At 68.6% G+C, this 17,207-nt stretch carries 6 protein-coding genes; 2 read left to right on the forward strand and 4 right to left on the reverse strand.

The annotated features are described in order from the left end of the window. Positions 1-41 precede the first annotated feature (41 nt). Together pglZ and pglY are read right to left on the reverse strand one after the other, a co-directional pair. The gene (gene pglZ, locus B1H19_RS30130; protein ID WP_083107865.1) at positions 42-2,954 is read right to left on the reverse strand and encodes a BREX-2 system phosphatase PglZ; all 2,913 of its coding nucleotides are present in this window, start codon (positions 2,952-2,954) and stop codon (positions 42-44) included. Further along, positions 2,951-6,856 (reverse strand): BREX-2 system ATPase PglY, encoded by a 3,906-nt coding sequence (gene pglY / locus B1H19_RS30135; protein ID WP_107426180.1) that lies wholly within the window; start codon positions 6,854-6,856, stop codon positions 2,951-2,953. The genes pglZ and pglY overlap by 4 nt, the downstream gene beginning before the upstream one ends. A gap of 531 nt (positions 6,857-7,387) precedes the next feature. On the opposite strand from pglY, the gene B1H19_RS30140 reads away from it, so the two are divergent. Next, positions 7,388-8,230, forward strand: coding sequence for a helix-turn-helix domain-containing protein (locus tag B1H19_RS30140; RefSeq protein WP_083107866.1), 843 nt, complete (start codon positions 7,388-7,390; stop codon positions 8,228-8,230). Further along, on the forward strand, positions 8,212-8,421 hold the full coding sequence (locus B1H19_RS30145) for a DUF397 domain-containing protein (RefSeq protein WP_083107867.1): 210 nt from the start codon (positions 8,212-8,214) through the stop codon (positions 8,419-8,421). The genes B1H19_RS30140 and B1H19_RS30145 overlap by 19 nt, the downstream gene beginning before the upstream one ends. A gap of 76 nt (positions 8,422-8,497) precedes the next feature. Here B1H19_RS30145 and pglX read toward each other — a convergent pair whose 3' ends face one another. Together pglX and pglW are read right to left on the reverse strand one after the other, a co-directional pair. Beyond that, positions 8,498-12,121, reverse strand: a complete 3,624-nt coding sequence (pglX, locus tag B1H19_RS30150) for a BREX-2 system adenine-specific DNA-methyltransferase PglX (RefSeq protein WP_083107868.1) — start codon at positions 12,119-12,121, stop codon at positions 8,498-8,500. Continuing rightward, a complete protein-coding gene (gene pglW / locus B1H19_RS30155) occupies positions 12,118-16,797 on the reverse strand; it encodes a BREX system serine/threonine kinase PglW (RefSeq protein WP_083107869.1) in 4,680 nt (1,559 codons plus the stop codon). Before pglW ends, pglX begins: the two co-directional genes overlap by 4 nt. Between the last annotated feature and the right edge of the window lie 410 nt (positions 16,798-17,207).

A 17,207-nucleotide genomic window follows, 5' to 3' on the forward strand; every position in this document is an offset into this window, starting at 1 on the left:
CTAGCACGGTGCCCTGTTGACCGGCTGCCCCCCGTGCGGGTTCATTCCAGCCCGAACTGCTCCCGCAGAAGTCCCTGGTGCAGCCGCAGGGTCCGCCCATCGGGCAGCGTCTCCAGGACCTGGACTCCGTCGTAGTTGAGGAGCTGACGCAGGACCGCGGCGAAGCCGTCCGCGCGGCTGAGGGGGAAGTCGACGCGCTGCGCCAGGGCTGTCACGGGCAGCGTGCCGCCCGCGTCGAGGAGAGCACGAACCGCTTGTTTGAACTTGTCCATGTCGCGCTCGCGCGGCTTGCGGGCCAGCAGCTCGACCTGGTCAAGGAACGGAGCCGAGGCGAACAGCGCACGAACCAGGGTCTCGGCCTGAGTGAGCAGCTCCGGGGTGATCAGTGCATCCCCGTCCGCGTCCGCCGGGACCAGGACGACGTCGAACAGGGAGTCGTGCGTCCTGGCCAGTTCGGCCTGCGTCTTCGACGGCTTCTGCCGGGGCTGGTTCTTCGCCGGGGACGCCGCCTCGGGCGGTGCCGGCACGGGCCGGGACGCTCGTTCGTCCAGGAACCACCATGTCGGCCGCTGGTCACCCAGCTCCCGCCACTCCTTGGGGGGTGATGCTCCGAAAGGCAGGAATGCGAGGACGGGGATGGTGAACTCCGCTAGGGAGGCACCGCCGTGGTAGCCGGCCTTGAGGGCGGTGTAGCGCGAGTCCGCGTCCCACAGGGCGACGATGGACGCACCGGGATCGGGCCAGACCACCCGCGGACCGCTGAGCGCGACCTCGGTCGCGCCCGGAGCCTCGTCGGGCAGGCGGTGGCGGGCCGATTCGGGGGTTCCGGCCGCGACCTTGGTGCCGTGCCGGTCCACCACGTGCCCGTGGTCGCTGGTGATCAGTACGGCCATGCCCTGTGCTGCGGCCACCCGCAGCAGGTCGACGAGCGCCGGGATGTGGTGTGCCCGCCACGCCCCGTCGCCGAGCTTCTGTTCCTTGGCCAGCCTGTCGTCGATGGCGTTGAGGACGACCGCCACATGGGTGCGGCCGTCGGTGAGCGCCTCGCTGAGAGCCGGGCCGAAGGTGTCCCCGGCGCTCTGGGCGCGCAGGTCGTCCTTGTGGAACACCGCGGCCGGGGCCCCGCCCCACAGCTTCTGCGCGGGGAAGAGCCGCTTCTCGTCGGCCTGCGTCCCCGTCAGCAGCCGACCCGCGAACAGCGAGGTGCGGGAGACGGCGGTCAGGGTCGGCAGGGCGGCCGCCATGGCCCGCCGGTGCGGCTTGTCTTCCTTCACAGGATCGAACTCGGCCCAGGACGAGCGGAGTTCCTCGCCCAGTTCGGTGGCGATCGCCGCGCTCATGCCGTCCAGGACGAGCAGCAGAACGCGTCGGCCGTCTCCACCGCGGACGATCGGTTTCACGACCCGGTCGAGGAAGGACTCCACCGTCAGCATCGAACCCGGGGGTGTACCCGCGGCGGTCCAGGCCGCCAGGGCCTGCGCGAAGTGCCGGTCGATCTCGTGCCGCCGTTCCCGGACACGGGCGGCCAGCCTGTCGTACGCGGTTTTGAGGACGGGGTCCGGGTCGCCGCCTGCCTCGACGTGTTCCAGGGCCTGATCCACCCACCCCGTCTCCTCGATGTGGCGCTTTACTGCTTCGCCCGTCGACTCGCATGCGACGTCGGGTTCGCCGGCGAGCCATTGCGCCAGACGCTGACCCATGCGGGCCCGCTCGATACGGGCCCAGGCATCTGGACCCTGGGCTCGCCGGTGCATGCCCAGGGCACGGACGGCATCCGCCAGAGGGCCGGGCCGGCCGGTCTCCAGGGCTCGCCCCACCGCTGTGAAGCGTGCCTCGAGCCCGATGGGCAGCAGCGGGCTGGCCTGGGCGGCGGTCTCCGCCCCGAACTGGCGGACCAGGGCGGATGCCCGGTCCAGGACGGTGTCGCTGATCCGGCGCGCCTCACGGGCCTCATCCGTCTCGCCGCCCGTGTCCCGGGCGGCGGTGGTCAGCAGTACCCCCGCGTACTCCTCGCAGGCCCGTCCAAACGCGGACGCGAGAGCGTCGAGCTGATCGCCGGCCGTCGGGGGCTGCTCACCGAACCAGCGTTCGGCACGACCGCGCGCACGGTAGATGTCGGCGTCCGGCGCGGCGTGCAGCCACAGCGCCCCGCACACGAGCCCGAACGCAACTGCCTCCTCGCCGTGCTCGGCCTCGACGAGGGCCAGCAGCGCCTGCCCGGCCAGGCCGGCCTGGTCCTCCTCGCCGAGGAACTCCCGCAGGCCGGCCCGTTCAGGCCCCCGCAGCTCCAGCAGCCGCTCAGGGCCGCCGGGACTCAGGGACCAGCCGAGCAAGGCGTGCGTGTCCAGGTCGTCGTCGGTGCGGGTGTGGTGCGGTCCGTCCACATCGCTGTCGTACCTCCCGAGCCGCAGCCGTCGCAGCGCGAGGGCGGAAAGGGCCTTCTGCCGGGACAGTACGCCGCCCGCGAGCGGGGGCCAGCCACCCGGCGGGGTGGCGTCCAGCAGGGCCTCGGAGGCCCAGTTCGCGTTCTTGAGCCGGGTGTCGACCTGTGTGGCCCCGAACGCCTCGCGCACTACTTCCCAGCTGTCGACGGTGTCGATGCGCTTCTTGTGAGCGCGGGCCAGGATCGCCGGGTCCAGTTCGCTCTGCTCGCGGTCGGTCAGTACGACGAGGACGTCGGGGCCCGCCGCCTCCGTGTCCTGCTCCGCAAGGTGGTCCAGGAGCAGTTCGTGGACGGCGAGCGGGGAGGGGGCCGCGGCGACCCGGGCGGTGTAACCGTTGCCCCACGCCGGCTCGGCCGGGCCGTCCCACTGGGGCGCGGAGCGCAGCAGGACGGCCCGCCGCCGGCCACTGCCCGTGAGGGAGTCGGCCAGCGACGTCTGGGATGCCAGGTACTGGGTGAGGGTCGCGACGTTCAGCCGGGCCACCGTCACCGGCGTGGTCGTGGCGCTCATGATTCGACGACCTGCCAGGTGATCTCGACCGTGGCGCCGGGCTCGCTGGCCGCCAAGTCGGCCAGTTCCGCCTGGAGCTCGGCCACGGCACGAGCCGCGGTGGTGCGGGTGCCGCCGGCCCGCGACGCCGGAATACGGCCGGAGGCGGACACCGGAGTCCTCTCCTGGGCGACGGGCGGGTGACTGGTGGCCGTGTTCAGCGACACCTGGTTCGCGCTCGGGGCGACGGGGGGCGCCGGAGGGGGAGTGGCGACGGCGCGATTGCGCTTCACCAGCGCGAGGACCTCGCGCTGAGTACGGACCAGGGCGTCCCGCAGGTCGCTGGTCCGCTGGTCGCTGCCGGCCACGTTCCGCAGCGAGTCCAGCAGGGCCTGCCCCTCGGGGCCCTCGTTCGATGCCAGGTCGAGAGTGGTCCAGGACGCGGCGTCGAGTGCCTGGGCGACGGTCCGGGCCTGCTTGACCGAGGCACCGAAACGGTCGGCGCTGACCTGCCCGAGATCGAAGGAGGCGAGCGCCTCCACGGTCTTCTTCGCGCCGGCGGCGCCCTGCCCCGCGGCCTGGGTGAGGGCCTTGAGCAGTTCGACGGACCGACGGGCGAGCGCGAGCCGCCCCGCTTCGTCCGTCCCGTCGAGCCGGAGAAAGCCCGCGTGCTCCTCCAGCTTCCGGACGAGATCTGCCGCGTGCTCTTGGTGGGAGCGGGCCTGCTCCGTGATCTGGCGGGCGAACTGGTTGACCATGCGTCCGCGCCGCAGCGTCGGAGCGTTCTCCCCGAAGATCGTCGCGAAGCGGTGCCGGGCGCCGGCCCACGCCTCCTCCGAGGGGAGCGGCTGGCTGCGCAGCCCGTCGAGGTCCTTGATCTGCGACAGCTCGGGAGCGGGGTCGAGCGGCATGCCGCCGCGCACCCACACCCGGTCGTCCATCTCGGCGAACGCGGCGACGACCAGACGGGTGAGGAAGTCGGGCAGCCCGCGTGGCTGCGGCAGGTCGGTCCAGTCGGTGAGCGTGATCAGGGAGAGGTCACTGGTGACGCCGCGGTCGCGGACCAGCTTCCGGAAGTGGTCGGCCCAGTACAGGGACAGCTCGAAGTACGCCTCCTTCTGCTGTCCCAGGCGGAGTGGGCCCGCGATGCGCTGCACGAGTTTCCGGTCGCCGGCCGGGACCTCGGTCCGGCCGTCGCGGGCCTCCGCCGCGGCCTGGATGTGGGTGAAGACCTTGCGGGCGTCGGCCGCCTTCACCGTCGTGCCGGTGGCATCGGGATCCAGATCCGGGTGGTCCGGGTACTGATGGGCCAGCAGCCTGCCCGCGATGTGCCGCAGACCGTCCCGCAGGGACTGGCCGAAGGACAGCGTCAGCCCGTCGACCTCGCGCAGCGACTGGAGATGGTCGGCGAAGCCCAGCTCCACATCGGTGGCCTTCTTGTCGGCCAGACCGTACGCCTGCTTGAAGGCGGCCTTGACGTTGTTGAGCAGGGACTCGCGCTGGGTCTCCAGGAGCCCCTTGGCCCGGGCGCGGTTGTCGGCGTTGAGGTGACCGGCGTATTGGCTGTCGAAGCGCTGCTCGTCGGCGAGTGCCTTGTCGATGACCACGAGGCGGCAGAAATCCGTGTACCGCTGTGCGGAGAGATGGGCCGGCAGCCAGGCGACGGTACGCGACCGCTCGCCCTGGTGCTGCTTCTCGCGCAGCCGCTGTATACGGTTGGCGTCCTCGACGGGCCCGTATTCGCTCTCGTCGTAAGGGAAGTCGACGACGATGCGCCACAGGCCGTCCTCCTGCGGCACCAGGTCGTGGTCGGGCAGCTCCTCCTCGTCGGCCACGTTCCCGAAGACCACCTCGGCGCTGCGCTGCGTGCCGCGCCACGCAAAGTTCACCCGGGCCGTCAACTGCCCCTCTTCAAGACCGAGTTCCTCGGACAGCAGCCGCTTGGCGAGGGCCTGCCGGTTGCCGGGGTTGTCGTTGACCTTGGCGTTGGCGATGACGGAGTCGACGTCCACTCCGGTCAGTTCGAGACGCACACCCGGGTTGGTCTTGGTGCCGGTTTCCTTGATCTCCGGGAAGCGGCCCGCCCATTCGGCGACCTTGTCCTTCAGGACCCCGTACTCGCGTCCGGGGATCGGTGCGACGACGGAACCGTAGTTGAGCGCGGAGAGCCGGCGGATGGTGAGATCGGCGAGTGCGGGCACGCTGGGCGCGAGCGCGGACAGCAGCAGGGTGCCGATGATCCGGTTGTCGCCGATGAACGTCTTCACCCGGCCCCGCAGGTGCGGGTCGGTGATGCTGTCCGGGCCGCGGTGCGTGTACTGCTCGACGTCCTCCTCCGACACGTTGTACGTGCCGAGGAGATACGGACGCAGCTTGGTGCGGTAGAGCTTGTCGGCCGCCTCGAAAACGACCTTCAGGCTGTCGGTGAACGGCTTGTCGCCCCCGGCCGTGATCAGTGGGTACAGATCGCCGACCGGGATCAGGTCGCCGAGCCGCAGCTCGTCGCGGTGATCGGCGAGCAGCTGCCCCATCAGCTTCATACCGGTCCGGTTGCGCTGGAGCGCGGAGGAGACATGGACGAGGGTGTCCATGAAGGCCGGCGAGAAGGGATACGTCAGCCGGAAGCTCTCCTCGTCGGCGCCCACCCCGTCGGCGCCCCGGTCGGAGCCCAGCAGCGTGTCCCACACTTCCTGGCGGACCTTGCGGGTCTTCTCGAACTCGGCAGCGACGAGCGCCGCTGCCTGAGCGTCCTTGGGCTGAAGGAGGCGGGCGTGGGCGACCTGCGGGAGGTTGCGATCCTCCAACGTGATCTTGTCGAACCGCCCGGATGCCAGGTTGAGGGTGTCCTGGATGGACGACTCGGCCGCGCCCGACACCTCCTCGCCGACGAGCTCCCGCAGGTCCCGCTGACGGGCTATGAAGGACACCACCGGGATGGCGCGGCGCGCATCGCCGCCCTCCACAAAGTTCGTGATCTTGCTGGCCTCGCGGGCCACGAACTTCTGGTCGTGGATCAGCGTCGCGAGCCACAGGATCAGCTCGTCCATGAAGAGGATCAGCCCGTCGTAGCCGAGCGACTTGGCGTGTTCGGCGATCACGGACAGCCCGGCGTCCAGCGAGACGAAACCGTGCTCGTCCTCGGCCGCATTCTTCGTGAAGCCCGGCAGCAGGTTCGTGCTCGCGTCCTGAACGAGCCGGGCCCGCAGTTCGGCCGGCGTAGACGGGCTGACCAGGTTCAAGGGCTGACCCGACTCGTGCACCTCTTCTGCGGTGAGCGCGGTGTCCAGGAGATCCGGCTGCCAGGCGAACGCCTCGCCCCACTCGTCGTCCTCGTCGGCGCCGCCGGAGGCGTCGGTGGACGCGAGCCCGTCGATGATGAATCTGTCTCCGTGGCGCTCTCGCAGGGACCGGATGTTCTCGAAGAGCGCGTCCGTCCGGTACACCTGCGGTGTCGGGGCGTCCTCGTGCAGCTTCTTCACATGGCTGACGTAGCCGCCGAGGATGCGCTGCTCCAGGGCCTTGGCTCCGAGCATGTGGTACGGCACGAGCAGGAACTTCTTCCCGTCCGTGCCGAGCCACTCGTGCTTGGTCAGCACCGGATCGAGGTCGGTGCGGGACCGGGCGGCGGGGCTTCCGCTGAGCAGGGCGTGCAGCACCGCCATGAAGTGCGACTTACCGGAACCGAACGAGCCGTGCAGATACGCGGCCTTGGACGTCCGCCCGTCTAACGCCGCCTTGATGAGGCCCAGCGCCTCGTCGAAGTTCTCCAGCAGCCGCTCCGTGACGACGTAGTCCCGTAGGGCGTGTTCGGCGCCCTCCTTGGTTGTCGCCTCGGACAGCTGGAGGACGAAGTCCGAGGTGGAGATCGACTCCTTGATGTCGATGACATCGCGGAGCAGGGGCGGCTGTTGGGCCAGGGCCATTGCGGGTCTCGCTCTCCTTCTGGTGGCTGCGCGCTGCCGCGATCCGTACGGGCGGGCGTGTCTCGTCGGGACCGCTCTGATCCCTCAGGACATTGTCCGGTACACGGTCGGTTCTCGGGTCGGTCCTTTGCCATGTTGTGCCAACCCGCCGGCTCGTTCTTCCGCGGCGGGCACCGGATGCAACCGCAACGCCGGCATGCCTCGTATCCCGTTCGCCCATACCCCGAAACCACCTTCTCGAATGCCTTTGAATTTGCGCCAGTTCGGGGGCTGCGAGGGGTGTGGATGGCGGGACCGTCAGCCGTCAGGGCCTCCGCCGTGCGGTGCCATGTGGGCCCCTTCGCCATGGCGCGCGTGTCCCCCTTCGGTCGTTCCTGCGGAGATTCTCCGCCCTGGCCGCGCGGCGTGAATTAGCTTGCGTGCGGGCTCATTACGACAGGGCGCCCGCTCGGGGCAGTGAGGCACAGCGACGGCAGCTGTGCTTCCTCGGAGGACGACACCGGTTCCACACCATCCAAGGAGGGCAGCACCATGCCGACGAGGCGAGTGGTTACGGGCCGCAGCAAGGAACCCCGCGCACGGTTCGCGGAGGAGCTGCGTTCACTGCGTACCCGGCGCGGCGACAGCCTGCGGCAGCTCGGCGAACGGCTGGGCTGGGACTGGTCGTTGTTCGGGAAGATGGAGAAAGGCGAGACGCTGGGCGGCCCCGAGATGGTCCAGGCCCTCGACCAGTACTACGGCACACCGGGGCTGCTCCTGGCCCTGTGGGAGCTGGCGGTCAGCGACCAGACTCAGTTCCGCGAGCGGTACCGGCGGTACATGGCGTTGGAGGCGGAGGCCACCAGCCTGTGGCACTTCGCGGTGAGCGTCCTGCCGGGTCTGTTGCAGACGCCGGGGTACGCGCGAGAAGTGCTGGCGGCCGGAGGCCTCAAGGGGGAGGAACTGGACCAGCAGGTTGAGGCCCGGATGGGGCGACGGGAGCTGCTGGCGGGCGAGGACGCGCCGCCGTTCCGCACGATCCTGTCGGAGGCGGTGCTGCGGACGCCGTTGCGGGATGCGGGGGAGTGGCGGCGGCAGTTGGAGTATTTGGGGGAGGTGGGGGAGCGGGACGGGGTGACGATTCAGGTGTTGCCGCAGAGTGCCGGGTTGCATGGCCTGGTGGGCAGTGCAGTGATGTTCCTGCGGCTACCGGACGGGCGGCCTGTTGCGTATACGGAGAACACCTACCGGGGCGAACTCGTGGAGGAAAACACACGAGTTGAGCGTTTGCAGCGTGCCTACGATGTGGTGCGCGACCTGGCATTGTCCCCTGCCGAGTCCCGGAAGTTCGTCCAACGCATCTTGGAGGAAGTGCCGTGCGACCCTTCGACCTGAGCGCCGAGAGCTGGCGCAAGAGCAGCTACAGCAATCCAGATGGCGGCGAGTGCATCGAGATCTCCGACGGTTTCGCCCCCGTCATTCCAGTACGGGACAGCAAGAAACCGCATGGTCCCATACTCGCGTTCACTGCGGACGGCTGGTCGTCGTTCGTATCGGCCGTGAAGGATGGTTCGCTGGGCGCCTGAGCCGCCGGTTTCACGAGACGGCCTCCGCCGACCAGTTGCTGGTCTGCGGAGGCCGTCGGCGCCTTCGCGGCGTGGGCTACTTCTTCCTGGCGCCCCGCTTCACAGGAACCGGGCGCCACTCACGCAGATCATCATCCGTGAGACCGTGTTCGCCCTGGACCATCAGCCGGTCGCCTCGGAAGAAGGCGGCGGGCGAGGCGCCGAAGGCCGCGTCGAACTCGTCGTGCCACTGGTCCAGCCAGGGCTGGAGCTCCATCAGGCCCGCGAGGAAGGGCGTCAACTCCTCGGAGGTCAGCGCCTCGTGGGATGCGATGTAGGCGTCGAGGGCGTATGCCTGCTCGCGGTGGTCCCAGCCGGCCCAGCCGTACAGGTCGGGGGTGGCGACGTTGCTCTGCCCGTACGAGATGAAGCGTTCCTTGGGTACGTCGAGCTTGCCGCGCGCCCGCCAGAAGGAGGGGCGCAGGAAGTCAGCGGAGGCGTACTTCGGCGGTACGGGGATCCTGTCCCGGATCTTGCGCTTGGTGGGCTCGTCCGGCGCGGCGTCCTCCTGCCGCTGGAGATCCCACACGTGCTCCCAGTCCGCGCGCTTTTTGAGTCCTGAGGGCCTGTAGCGCAGGGCGGAGAGGAACGGCACGTGCTCGTCGGTCATCAACTCGGCGACGACGCTGGGAAGATCCTTGTGAGGTGCGTAGATCTTGGCGACAGAGATGAAGTCGTCGTCACGGGAGAGAAGGTCGGTGAGGCGGGCGAGGGTGACGACAGCAGGCATGTCGTTCTCGTCGAACCAGTGGTCCCGCTTCTCGATCCGGTCGAGCAGCCAGGACTTGAGCGCCTTCTCCTGGAGGGCGTCCCAACCTTCGGTGGCCCAACGCCGTTTGTACTCGGGCCGCTCGATCATGCCGATGGCCCGGCTCGACTCGATGGCGTCGATCCGCTTCTGCACGACCTCGCGGTAGGCGGCGGGCCAGTGCTCGGGGATCTCGGTGATGGGCGTGGACCCGTGCCGCTTGAACCATTCTCCGCTCGCCTCGCCTGCAGCGACCCGCCGTGCGAGCACGATCTCGAAGGCGCGCTCTCCGAGGGCGAGTTCAGGAATGTCAGGCGAGTCGGGGTTCTCGGAGACGCGGAGGTCTTCTGGGTACAGGTCGTAGAGCGAGTAGACCTGCCAGTCCAGCTCCTCTTGAAGGGCGATCATGCTGGCGCGGGTGGACAGCCAGATTGCGTGAGCCTTGCGGAGGGCGGGGGCTGCGGGGGTGGTTTTCGACGCGAGAGCGGAGGGGCTGGTAGCGGTGAGTCGTTGCGCGAGGAAGTCCAAGGCGGTGCCGAGGCTGGTGGGATACGAAGACGGGAGCGGGAACCCCTGGAGTTTAGTGCCGGTGAACTCGTAGAACTGCTCCCAGAGTTCCGTCTTGATGCCGGACTGATGCCCCTCGGTGCCCTTGCTGTGGCTAACCATTTTGAGCCAAAACCCAGCCGTGGAGCTGTTAAGTAGCCCAACCAGCCGCAGGTGTTCCTCTTCCGATTCTGATTTAGGTAATTTGATGGCAGGGGCGGTGCGGCTCGAAACGTGCTCAGCCCTATTGAGGCTGAAGTTCGCGTGAGTAGCTACGAACGCGAAAAGAATTGACCATTCATTAGCGTCCTCGTCCCTCGGGATCTGGTGCCACTCCCACCAGGGGCGTCTATCGCTGAAATATGTTCCGCCGGAGAATGTGGCACGATTGCCCATCGCCGTACGTACAGGCCAAAGACGGCGCGCGATTATTGGTGCTTTTGTGAGGTCGACGAGATTCCGTTTTGGGCCGTACGGGTGGATCGCATAGTCGCCCGAATCGAAAACATAGTCCCGCACTTCGGTCCCGGCCACGATGCGTTTAATGTAGATTTCTTCGGCCTTGATGCGGGTGAAGGTATCGGCAGGGGCTGTCATTGCATCGTCGGCGCCGATAATTCCGTACGGGCCAATCCTTGTGGCTCTATGTTTTAGCGAGGTGGTTGCGTTATCGTGGATTCTTTCAACCAGTTCGAGGCCGCCATCGGCTAGAATCCAGGGCTGCTTCCGGAAGTACCTTCGTCGATCCAAGTCATCGGCAGATACCCATGGACTTACGGATCCGGGGTTGTCGATTTGTTCGGCGATCGCCCGCCAGACGTGGCCCTTTTCTGGGCTCTCTGGAGTTGAAGGTTCACCTTGAACGCTACGTACCGTGAGGATCGTTGTGGCGCGGCCATGGCCCCCACGACGTTTCCCTACAAGGATGACCGTGGGTGTCCCATGCTCAGGAATGTAAGCCCCCGAAGTGTCGACGACCTCAGTCAGCTCCACCTCGTGTCCGAAATAAGACTCAATGAGTTGCGTGCCGAACTCCCGCTTCATGAAGGAATTTGCCGTGATCTGCCCCACCATGCCGTACCCGCGCCCACTCTCGGCATCCCCGGCTTTCGACAGCTCGAAGAACCGCTGAGCGAAAGGCACCGACAGCGCATACTTCCCTGTGCAAGCGTCGTAAAGGTCCCGGTACAGTTGATTGAGCTTCTTGTCCTTCACTGTGATGTAAGGGGGGTTGCCCACCACCACGTGATACCGCCCCCTCTGCAGCATCGCTGGATACTCGTGCACGTCCTCCGTTGCATACTTAAACTCGGCGAGTTCGTCCGCGCCCTCTTCGTCCGATTCCTCAAATAGGTTTCCCTGCTTGTGCCGGTTCTTGATCAGTGAGTCCCCCACCGCCAAGTGAATCGGCCACTTATACTTCCCCGCCTCCGCCATGGTCCGCACCCCACTTGCAGCCATAGCGGCCACCAGCAACCGGAACCGAGCAATAGCCACCGCGAACGGATTCAGGTCCACCCCATGCACCGAATCCAGCGCAGCCCGCACCCGCTCATGCACATCCCGCCCCGGCTGCCCCTCCGCCCACAGCCTCACCAACCGCCGAAACGCCCCCAGCACAAAGTGCCCCGACCCGCACGTCGGGTCGATCATCTTCAGTTCCTCGTAGCCGAACTCCCGGACCGCCGGATCCATCGTCCGGTCGAGGATGAACTCCTCCACAAATTCCGGGGTTTGGAGCAGTGCATACGTCTTCCGCGCCGCCTCGCTCAGGTCCTGGTACAGATCGCCCAGGAACCGCGTGTCCCACCCCTTCGTACCGTCGCCGTCCTGCTCCAGCGGGTCCGTGAAGTCGTGCACCAGCACGCCCGCCTCGTCCCGGCTCCGCCAGAAGTCGACCAGGTCCCGCGCTCCGTCGTGCGACAGCGGGATCTGGAACAGCGGATTGTGCCTGCGGTCGAACAGCAGCCGACCGGCCTGCCCGGCACCCAATTCGTCGAAGGCATGCTCCAGCCAGCCCCGGTAGGTCGGGTCGTCGGAGGTCGCCACGTACTCCTCGTATCGGGCGAGCGCCAGGTCCCGGCGGTCGTCCTCCGGCGCCGTCAGGTACGGCTCCGGGATCAGCCGGTTGTCCTCGCAGAACCGGACGAAGACCGTGCCCAGGACCCACGCCACCGCGACCTGCGTGACGCGCTCGTCGAGCCAGGAGTTCCATGTCGCCGCCGTACGGCCCAGCTTGCGGGCCCGCTCGTACTCGGCGCGCAGGCGGGGGCCCTCGTCGACGATTTTCACCTGCCGTGCGAGATCGGTCTCGACCGCCTTGACCTGCTGCTTCAGGTCGTCCAACAGAGCCTTGCGGTCGATCACTTGACGTCTCCCTCGTTGCCTTCGGGGCCGTTCTCGGCCACTGCGCCGGCCCGGTGGGCGTTGCGCACCCACGCGTCCGGAAGTTCGATCCACTCGCCCAGGCCGGCTTGGTGGGCCACCGCGACGTGCCCGAGCTTCGGTTCGCGCGCCGGGTCGCTCTGCGGGACCAGCAGCCACAGTCCTCGCCCGCCGTGCCGGGCCGCCTGCGCGATCCGGTCCAGGACGCCCATCGCGTCGTACCGGGCGAAGACGGACACCTCCGTCAGCAGCACCGGGGCGGTGCCGGGACCGCCGTCCCCCAGCAGCTCCCGTATGCGGGGCTCCACCGTGCCCCACGCCGTCCGTGCGTACTCCGCGAACTTCATCGCGTTCCGCGAGCCGGGCTCCGCCGCGTCGGCCTTCAGCAGCGTCTCCCACGTCGGCTTCGTCCCCGGCGGGACGAGCGTGTGCAGGGCCTCCAGGAACAGCTCCGTCACCGACACTACGTGTGCGCCGAACCGACCGTCCTCAACGCCCAGTTCCTCCACGGCCTCCCGGGACATGCCCTGGCGTACCGTCAGGACTCGGTAGCCGTCACGCCGGGCCGAGGCGGTGAGGCGTTCCTCGGTGCGTATCGCATCCGCGAGGAGGGGATCGTCCGCGTAGCGCGTCACCGCACCCACGTGTGTGGACCGCCGCCAGGCGCCGGTCGTCAGATAGCTGGATGCGGTATCCATCCGCGTGGGCAGATAGCGCAGCGTTCCGGTGTCCTCGCGCGTCGCGAGGATGAGGTCGAAGCCGGCCTCCCGCAGCGCCTTCGTCAGCGGGCCCGCCGTCGGCAGATCGTGTGTGCCGCCGCCGCGGCCGTCCGGCACGACCAGCTCCGGGAAGCGTGCCCGGACCCGCTCGTGCACGTCCTCGCCGGTCACCCCTGGCTGCCGTTCCTCCGGCACGCCCGGGATCAGCCGGACCAGACCGGCCTGGGTGAGCCGCAGGGCGCGTACGAGGTCCAGATCTCGCGGGTAGATCTCCAGGCGCGGGGTCGCCGCCGCGTTCGCCGACGCGGCGGCCGCCAGCTCGACCAGTCGACGTTCGTCCCACTCCACCGCTCCCGGCGGTGGGGTGAGCGCTCCCAGCTCGCCGAGGACCGTCGTCGCCGTGGGCAGCGTGTCCAGCTTCGCGAGCCGGTCGGCCGTTTTGCCCAGCCGCGTCGCATAGTCGAGGAGACCGGGAGCCGTGGGGGTGTCCGGCGGGTCGCCCTCTGTCCCATCGGCCTCGTCGGCCTCCCGCACGTCCAGGGCGAGTAGGCCCGCGCCGAGGGACTCCTCCGTGGCCTTGCGGTTCGGCTGGTGCTGGAACTGGGCTGATTCAGGGGCGAGTTGTTCCATTTCCACCACGGCCCGCACCGCCGCGAGCGCCAGTGCGCGCCGCTGCTCCCGCTCGGACAGCTGGGTGCCGCGGCGGACGGCGAGGGCGTCGGCGATCTCCGCGGCGGGGGCTACCCGGCCCAGGTCCGCAAGCAGATCCATGATCTCCTCGCGCAGCGCCTGCACCGAAGGGTCCTTCTTCCAGCGCTTTCGTTCCTCCTTGAGCATTTGCGGGATGCGCCCCGCGGACAGCCCCAGCGCGTCGGCGACATCCTTCTGCTTCGGCCAGACCCCGATGTGCGGAAGGACGCCACGGTCGTCCGGCAGTCGTAGCAGCAGCCGGACCATCTCGACCTTGTTCTGGTTGGAGCCGTTGTTGTTCAGCTCCGGGACCAGGATCGTGGCGAGGGTGTCGAGGCTGACCGAGCGAAGTGCAGACTGGGAGAGACCGGCTGTCTTTCCGCCGGCGGCGAGGGAGTCGAGCACGGTCGACTCACTGGCGGTCAGCTGCGCGAGCTCCTCCTTGGCCTCAGCCCTGCCCCGGGGCGTGAGCGGGGACACGGGCGCCTCGCGCAGCAGCTCACCCCACTCGCGCTGTCGGCGCTGCACCTCCCCGCGGGTCTTGGCGCCCAGGCCCGGTGCGTTGACGAGTTTGCGGCGGCTGTAGTCGAGGAGGCCGCCGACCGTGGTGATGTCGAGGCCGTAGAGGAAGGACTCCGCGGCCGGGGTGAGGCCCGCCGTCGAAAGGTGCGTCTCGCGGGTGACGTCCTTGGCCAGCTGATCGCGCTGCTGCTCAGCGGTGACGGGCTCGGCGTCCGCGATGGCGGGCCGGCCGTCGGCGGCGGTCGCCGCGGGTGCCTCGGGCTGGCGGGACCGGCTGGACGGCACGGCCTGCGCGGCGTCCAGGAAGATCTTCTTCCAAGCGTCCCGCATCGGCTTCAGCTCGGGGTAGCGCCGGGCGGCGTCCCGGTGCAGAGCCTTGCGGAAGAAATCGACCAGGCCGTCCCGCACCGCGGGCTCGAAGGCGTCGGCCGCAATGGTCGGGTACGGGAACTCCTTCTGGTCCGTCTGCCGGGGCAGGACCGAGCCGTCGCCCCATTTGGGCAGCTCGCCCGAAGCCATCTGGTGCAGGGTGACCGCGACCGCGTATCGCTCGGCGTGCGAGTCGTAGGCGGTGCGGGTCAACGTCCCGATGAACGGGTCGAGATAGCCGTCCGTACCTGCCTCGTACTCCCTGGCCGGGTAGCCGGCGAGGGAGAAGTCGATGAGGACGAGCTCTCGGGTGCGGTTGGGGCGGACGCGGATCGCTATGTTGTCCGGCTTGATGTCCCGGTGCCAGACGCTCTCGCCCTCGAGGAAATCGACCGCGCCAAAGAGGTAGTCGCCGTACGCCTCGAGCTGGTCGATCTGGAGACGTCCGCCCTCGCGCAGCTGACGGGCGACCGTCTCGCCGCGCCGCCGGGTGCGTCCGCTGCTGGACTCCACGCCGTCGCCGGTCTCCTCGCGCTCGTCGCCCACGTACTCCAGGGCAAGGAGCGTTCGACCCGCTATGCGCAACGGCTGCGGCTCGACGAGCCGGATCACCCGGGAGTCGGGACGCAGCCGCCCCATCACCTCTGCCTCCCGGGCGAGTACCTCCCCCCGGCTGTCCGACAGTGCCACCTTGAGGACGGCGAGGGGCCGCGTTCTACGCGCCTCGGCCTCCAGATCCCGTACGAGGAAGGCGCGACTGGTCGACCCGGTACCGAGGCGTCGGCGGACCTCCCAGCGGCCGTCGAGGACATCCCCTGCCACGGCTTCGAGAGGGTCCTTCTCGGGAGCCGCGGGCGCGGGCGCGGCAGCCGGGGCGGTGAGCGCGTCTTCGACCAGCTCCAGCATCTCCAAGAACTCGTCGACTGTGGAGAGGCGGTGCTCGGGCCGGTAGGCCGTGGCCAGCTGCACCAGTTGGTCGATGTCCTCCGCCAGGCCGTCCACCAGAGAACTCGGCCGCAGGCCCTCCTCTGCTTCCAGGCGGGCGAGCAGTTCGGCCTGACTTGCCGCCGGTGGCTTCCCTGTCACCAGCAGATAGGTGAGGACGCCGAGGCCGTACACGTCCAGGTACACCGGGTCGGCACTCGGGGCACGCAGCTCAGGTGCGAGGTAGGCGTCGGAACCCTCGGCCAGATGTGTCGTGGACAGGGCCGTCGGCGCGAGCCGGGCGGCGCCTGGCGCGGAGCCGCCCGAGCCACTGCGCTGCGTGGCGATCTGCCAGTCGGAGACCTGCAGATGCGGGGTCAGCCAGGCGGCCTCTTCCCCGATCACCTGACCCCGCCTGCCTCGATCGCGCGGGATGACGTGCACGGAGCGCGCGGCCAGCGCGCGGTGGTAGATGCGGCTCGAGTGGGCGGACCGCATGGTCTCGGCGAGCTGCCGGACAAGGGCCATCCGGCCGAGGATGTCGAGTTTCGCCCCGTACTGGAGCAAGTACTCGTCCAGGCGCAGGGTTTGGGGGTGGTAGTCGAAGATCAGAGCGGGCCCTGCCGTGTGCCCCGAGGGGTTGTACTGCTTGAGCTGCACTGCGCCCACGTGACTGAATCGCTGCAGGACCGCGGCCTCACGCCGGGCGGCGTTCTCCACCGACTGGCGGATGGTGGCGTCCGAACCGCGTTCGCGGAGGTAGATCCGGACGCGGGCCGACTCGGGCAGTTCACTGTGCTCGGCCAGATAGTCGGCCCAGGTCGGGCCGGAGTCGAAGGACTTCCGTTTCAGTTCGTACGGGCCGACCTTGTACTCGGCGTCGCTCTTGCGGATGCCGGCGCGGTCGAGTGCGGCTTTGACCTCGCGTGAGCCGGTCGCGGTGATCCGGTGACGCTCGTCGCGCGGCGGCTGCTTGAGCATCGCCACGAGTTCGTCGACGGTGTACACGCCGTTCTGGTCGTGGGCCGGCAGACGGATGCGCAGCGATCCCTCGGTGAAGCAGACGGCCTCGGCGACCCACACCCGTTTACCGTGCTGGCCGAGCCGACCTGCCAGCTCCTTGGCCTTCTTGTTGACGAGGTGCAGCGGATTGCCGTGCGTGATGCGGCGGCCCCTGGACGTGGTCTGGACCCAGGTGCCGTTCTCGCTGGCGAGGGAGCCGTGCCAGTTCTTTAACTCGATCAGGCACACACCGCCGGGGGCGACGACGAGGAGGTCCACCTCGCGGACGTGGCCGCTGTTCGCGGTGAAGACGAAGTTCGACCAGGCCCGCCATGGATCGGCATCCGGCAATTTCTCGCGGATGGCCGTCAGCCCGCGGCGCTCGTGGTCGAACTCGGACTCGGTGACCGTCGTCCACCGGCCTTCCCGCATGTACTGTCCCCGCCCCTTGAGTCCCGTGCACGATGGTCCACCGCCCACCCATCCGTGCTGGCACTGGGACGGCGAAAGACGTGAAAATCCTAACGGCGGGGCCGGATGCAGGAGGCAGTTGCGAAGAACCAGTTGGGGGCGTGACGTCTTCCGTCCGGCTTCCGACCATGTTCATCAGTGCCGATCGGGCGATCAGTTGGGAGTGGCGTCGGCGTTCGGTTTGGCGACCAGGAGCAGGGCGACAACGCCCGCTCGCAGATATCCGCCGCCAACTTCGACGCGGCCCGCTTCTCGGGCCGCTGACAGCCGGCTTGTGGCGGACGTGCTCAGATCTCAGGGGGATTGATTGTGATGGCTGCTGCTAATGACCGTCGTTCGTACAACAGGCCGTCTCGGTGTAGGTGTAGGGC

Source organism: Streptomyces gilvosporeus, assembly GCF_002082195.1.
GTDB lineage: Bacteria > Actinomycetota > Actinomycetes > Streptomycetales > Streptomycetaceae > Streptomyces > Streptomyces gilvosporeus.

Bases quoted from the DNA above. Each gene is read 5' to 3' on its own strand.
- pglZ (WP_083107865.1), bottom strand. From the start codon at position 2,954: ATGAGCGCCACGACCACGCCGGTGACGGTGGCCCGGCTGAACGTCGCG.
- pglY (WP_107426180.1), bottom strand. From the start codon at position 6,856: ATGGCCCTGGCCCAACAGCCGCCCCTGCTCCGCGATGTCATCGACATC.
- B1H19_RS30140 (WP_083107866.1), top strand. From the start codon at position 7,388: ATGCCGACGAGGCGAGTGGTTACGGGCCGCAGCAAGGAACCCCGCGCA.
- pglW (WP_083107869.1), bottom strand. From the start codon at position 16,797: ATGCGGGAAGGCCGGTGGACGACGGTCACCGAGTCCGAGTTCGACCAC.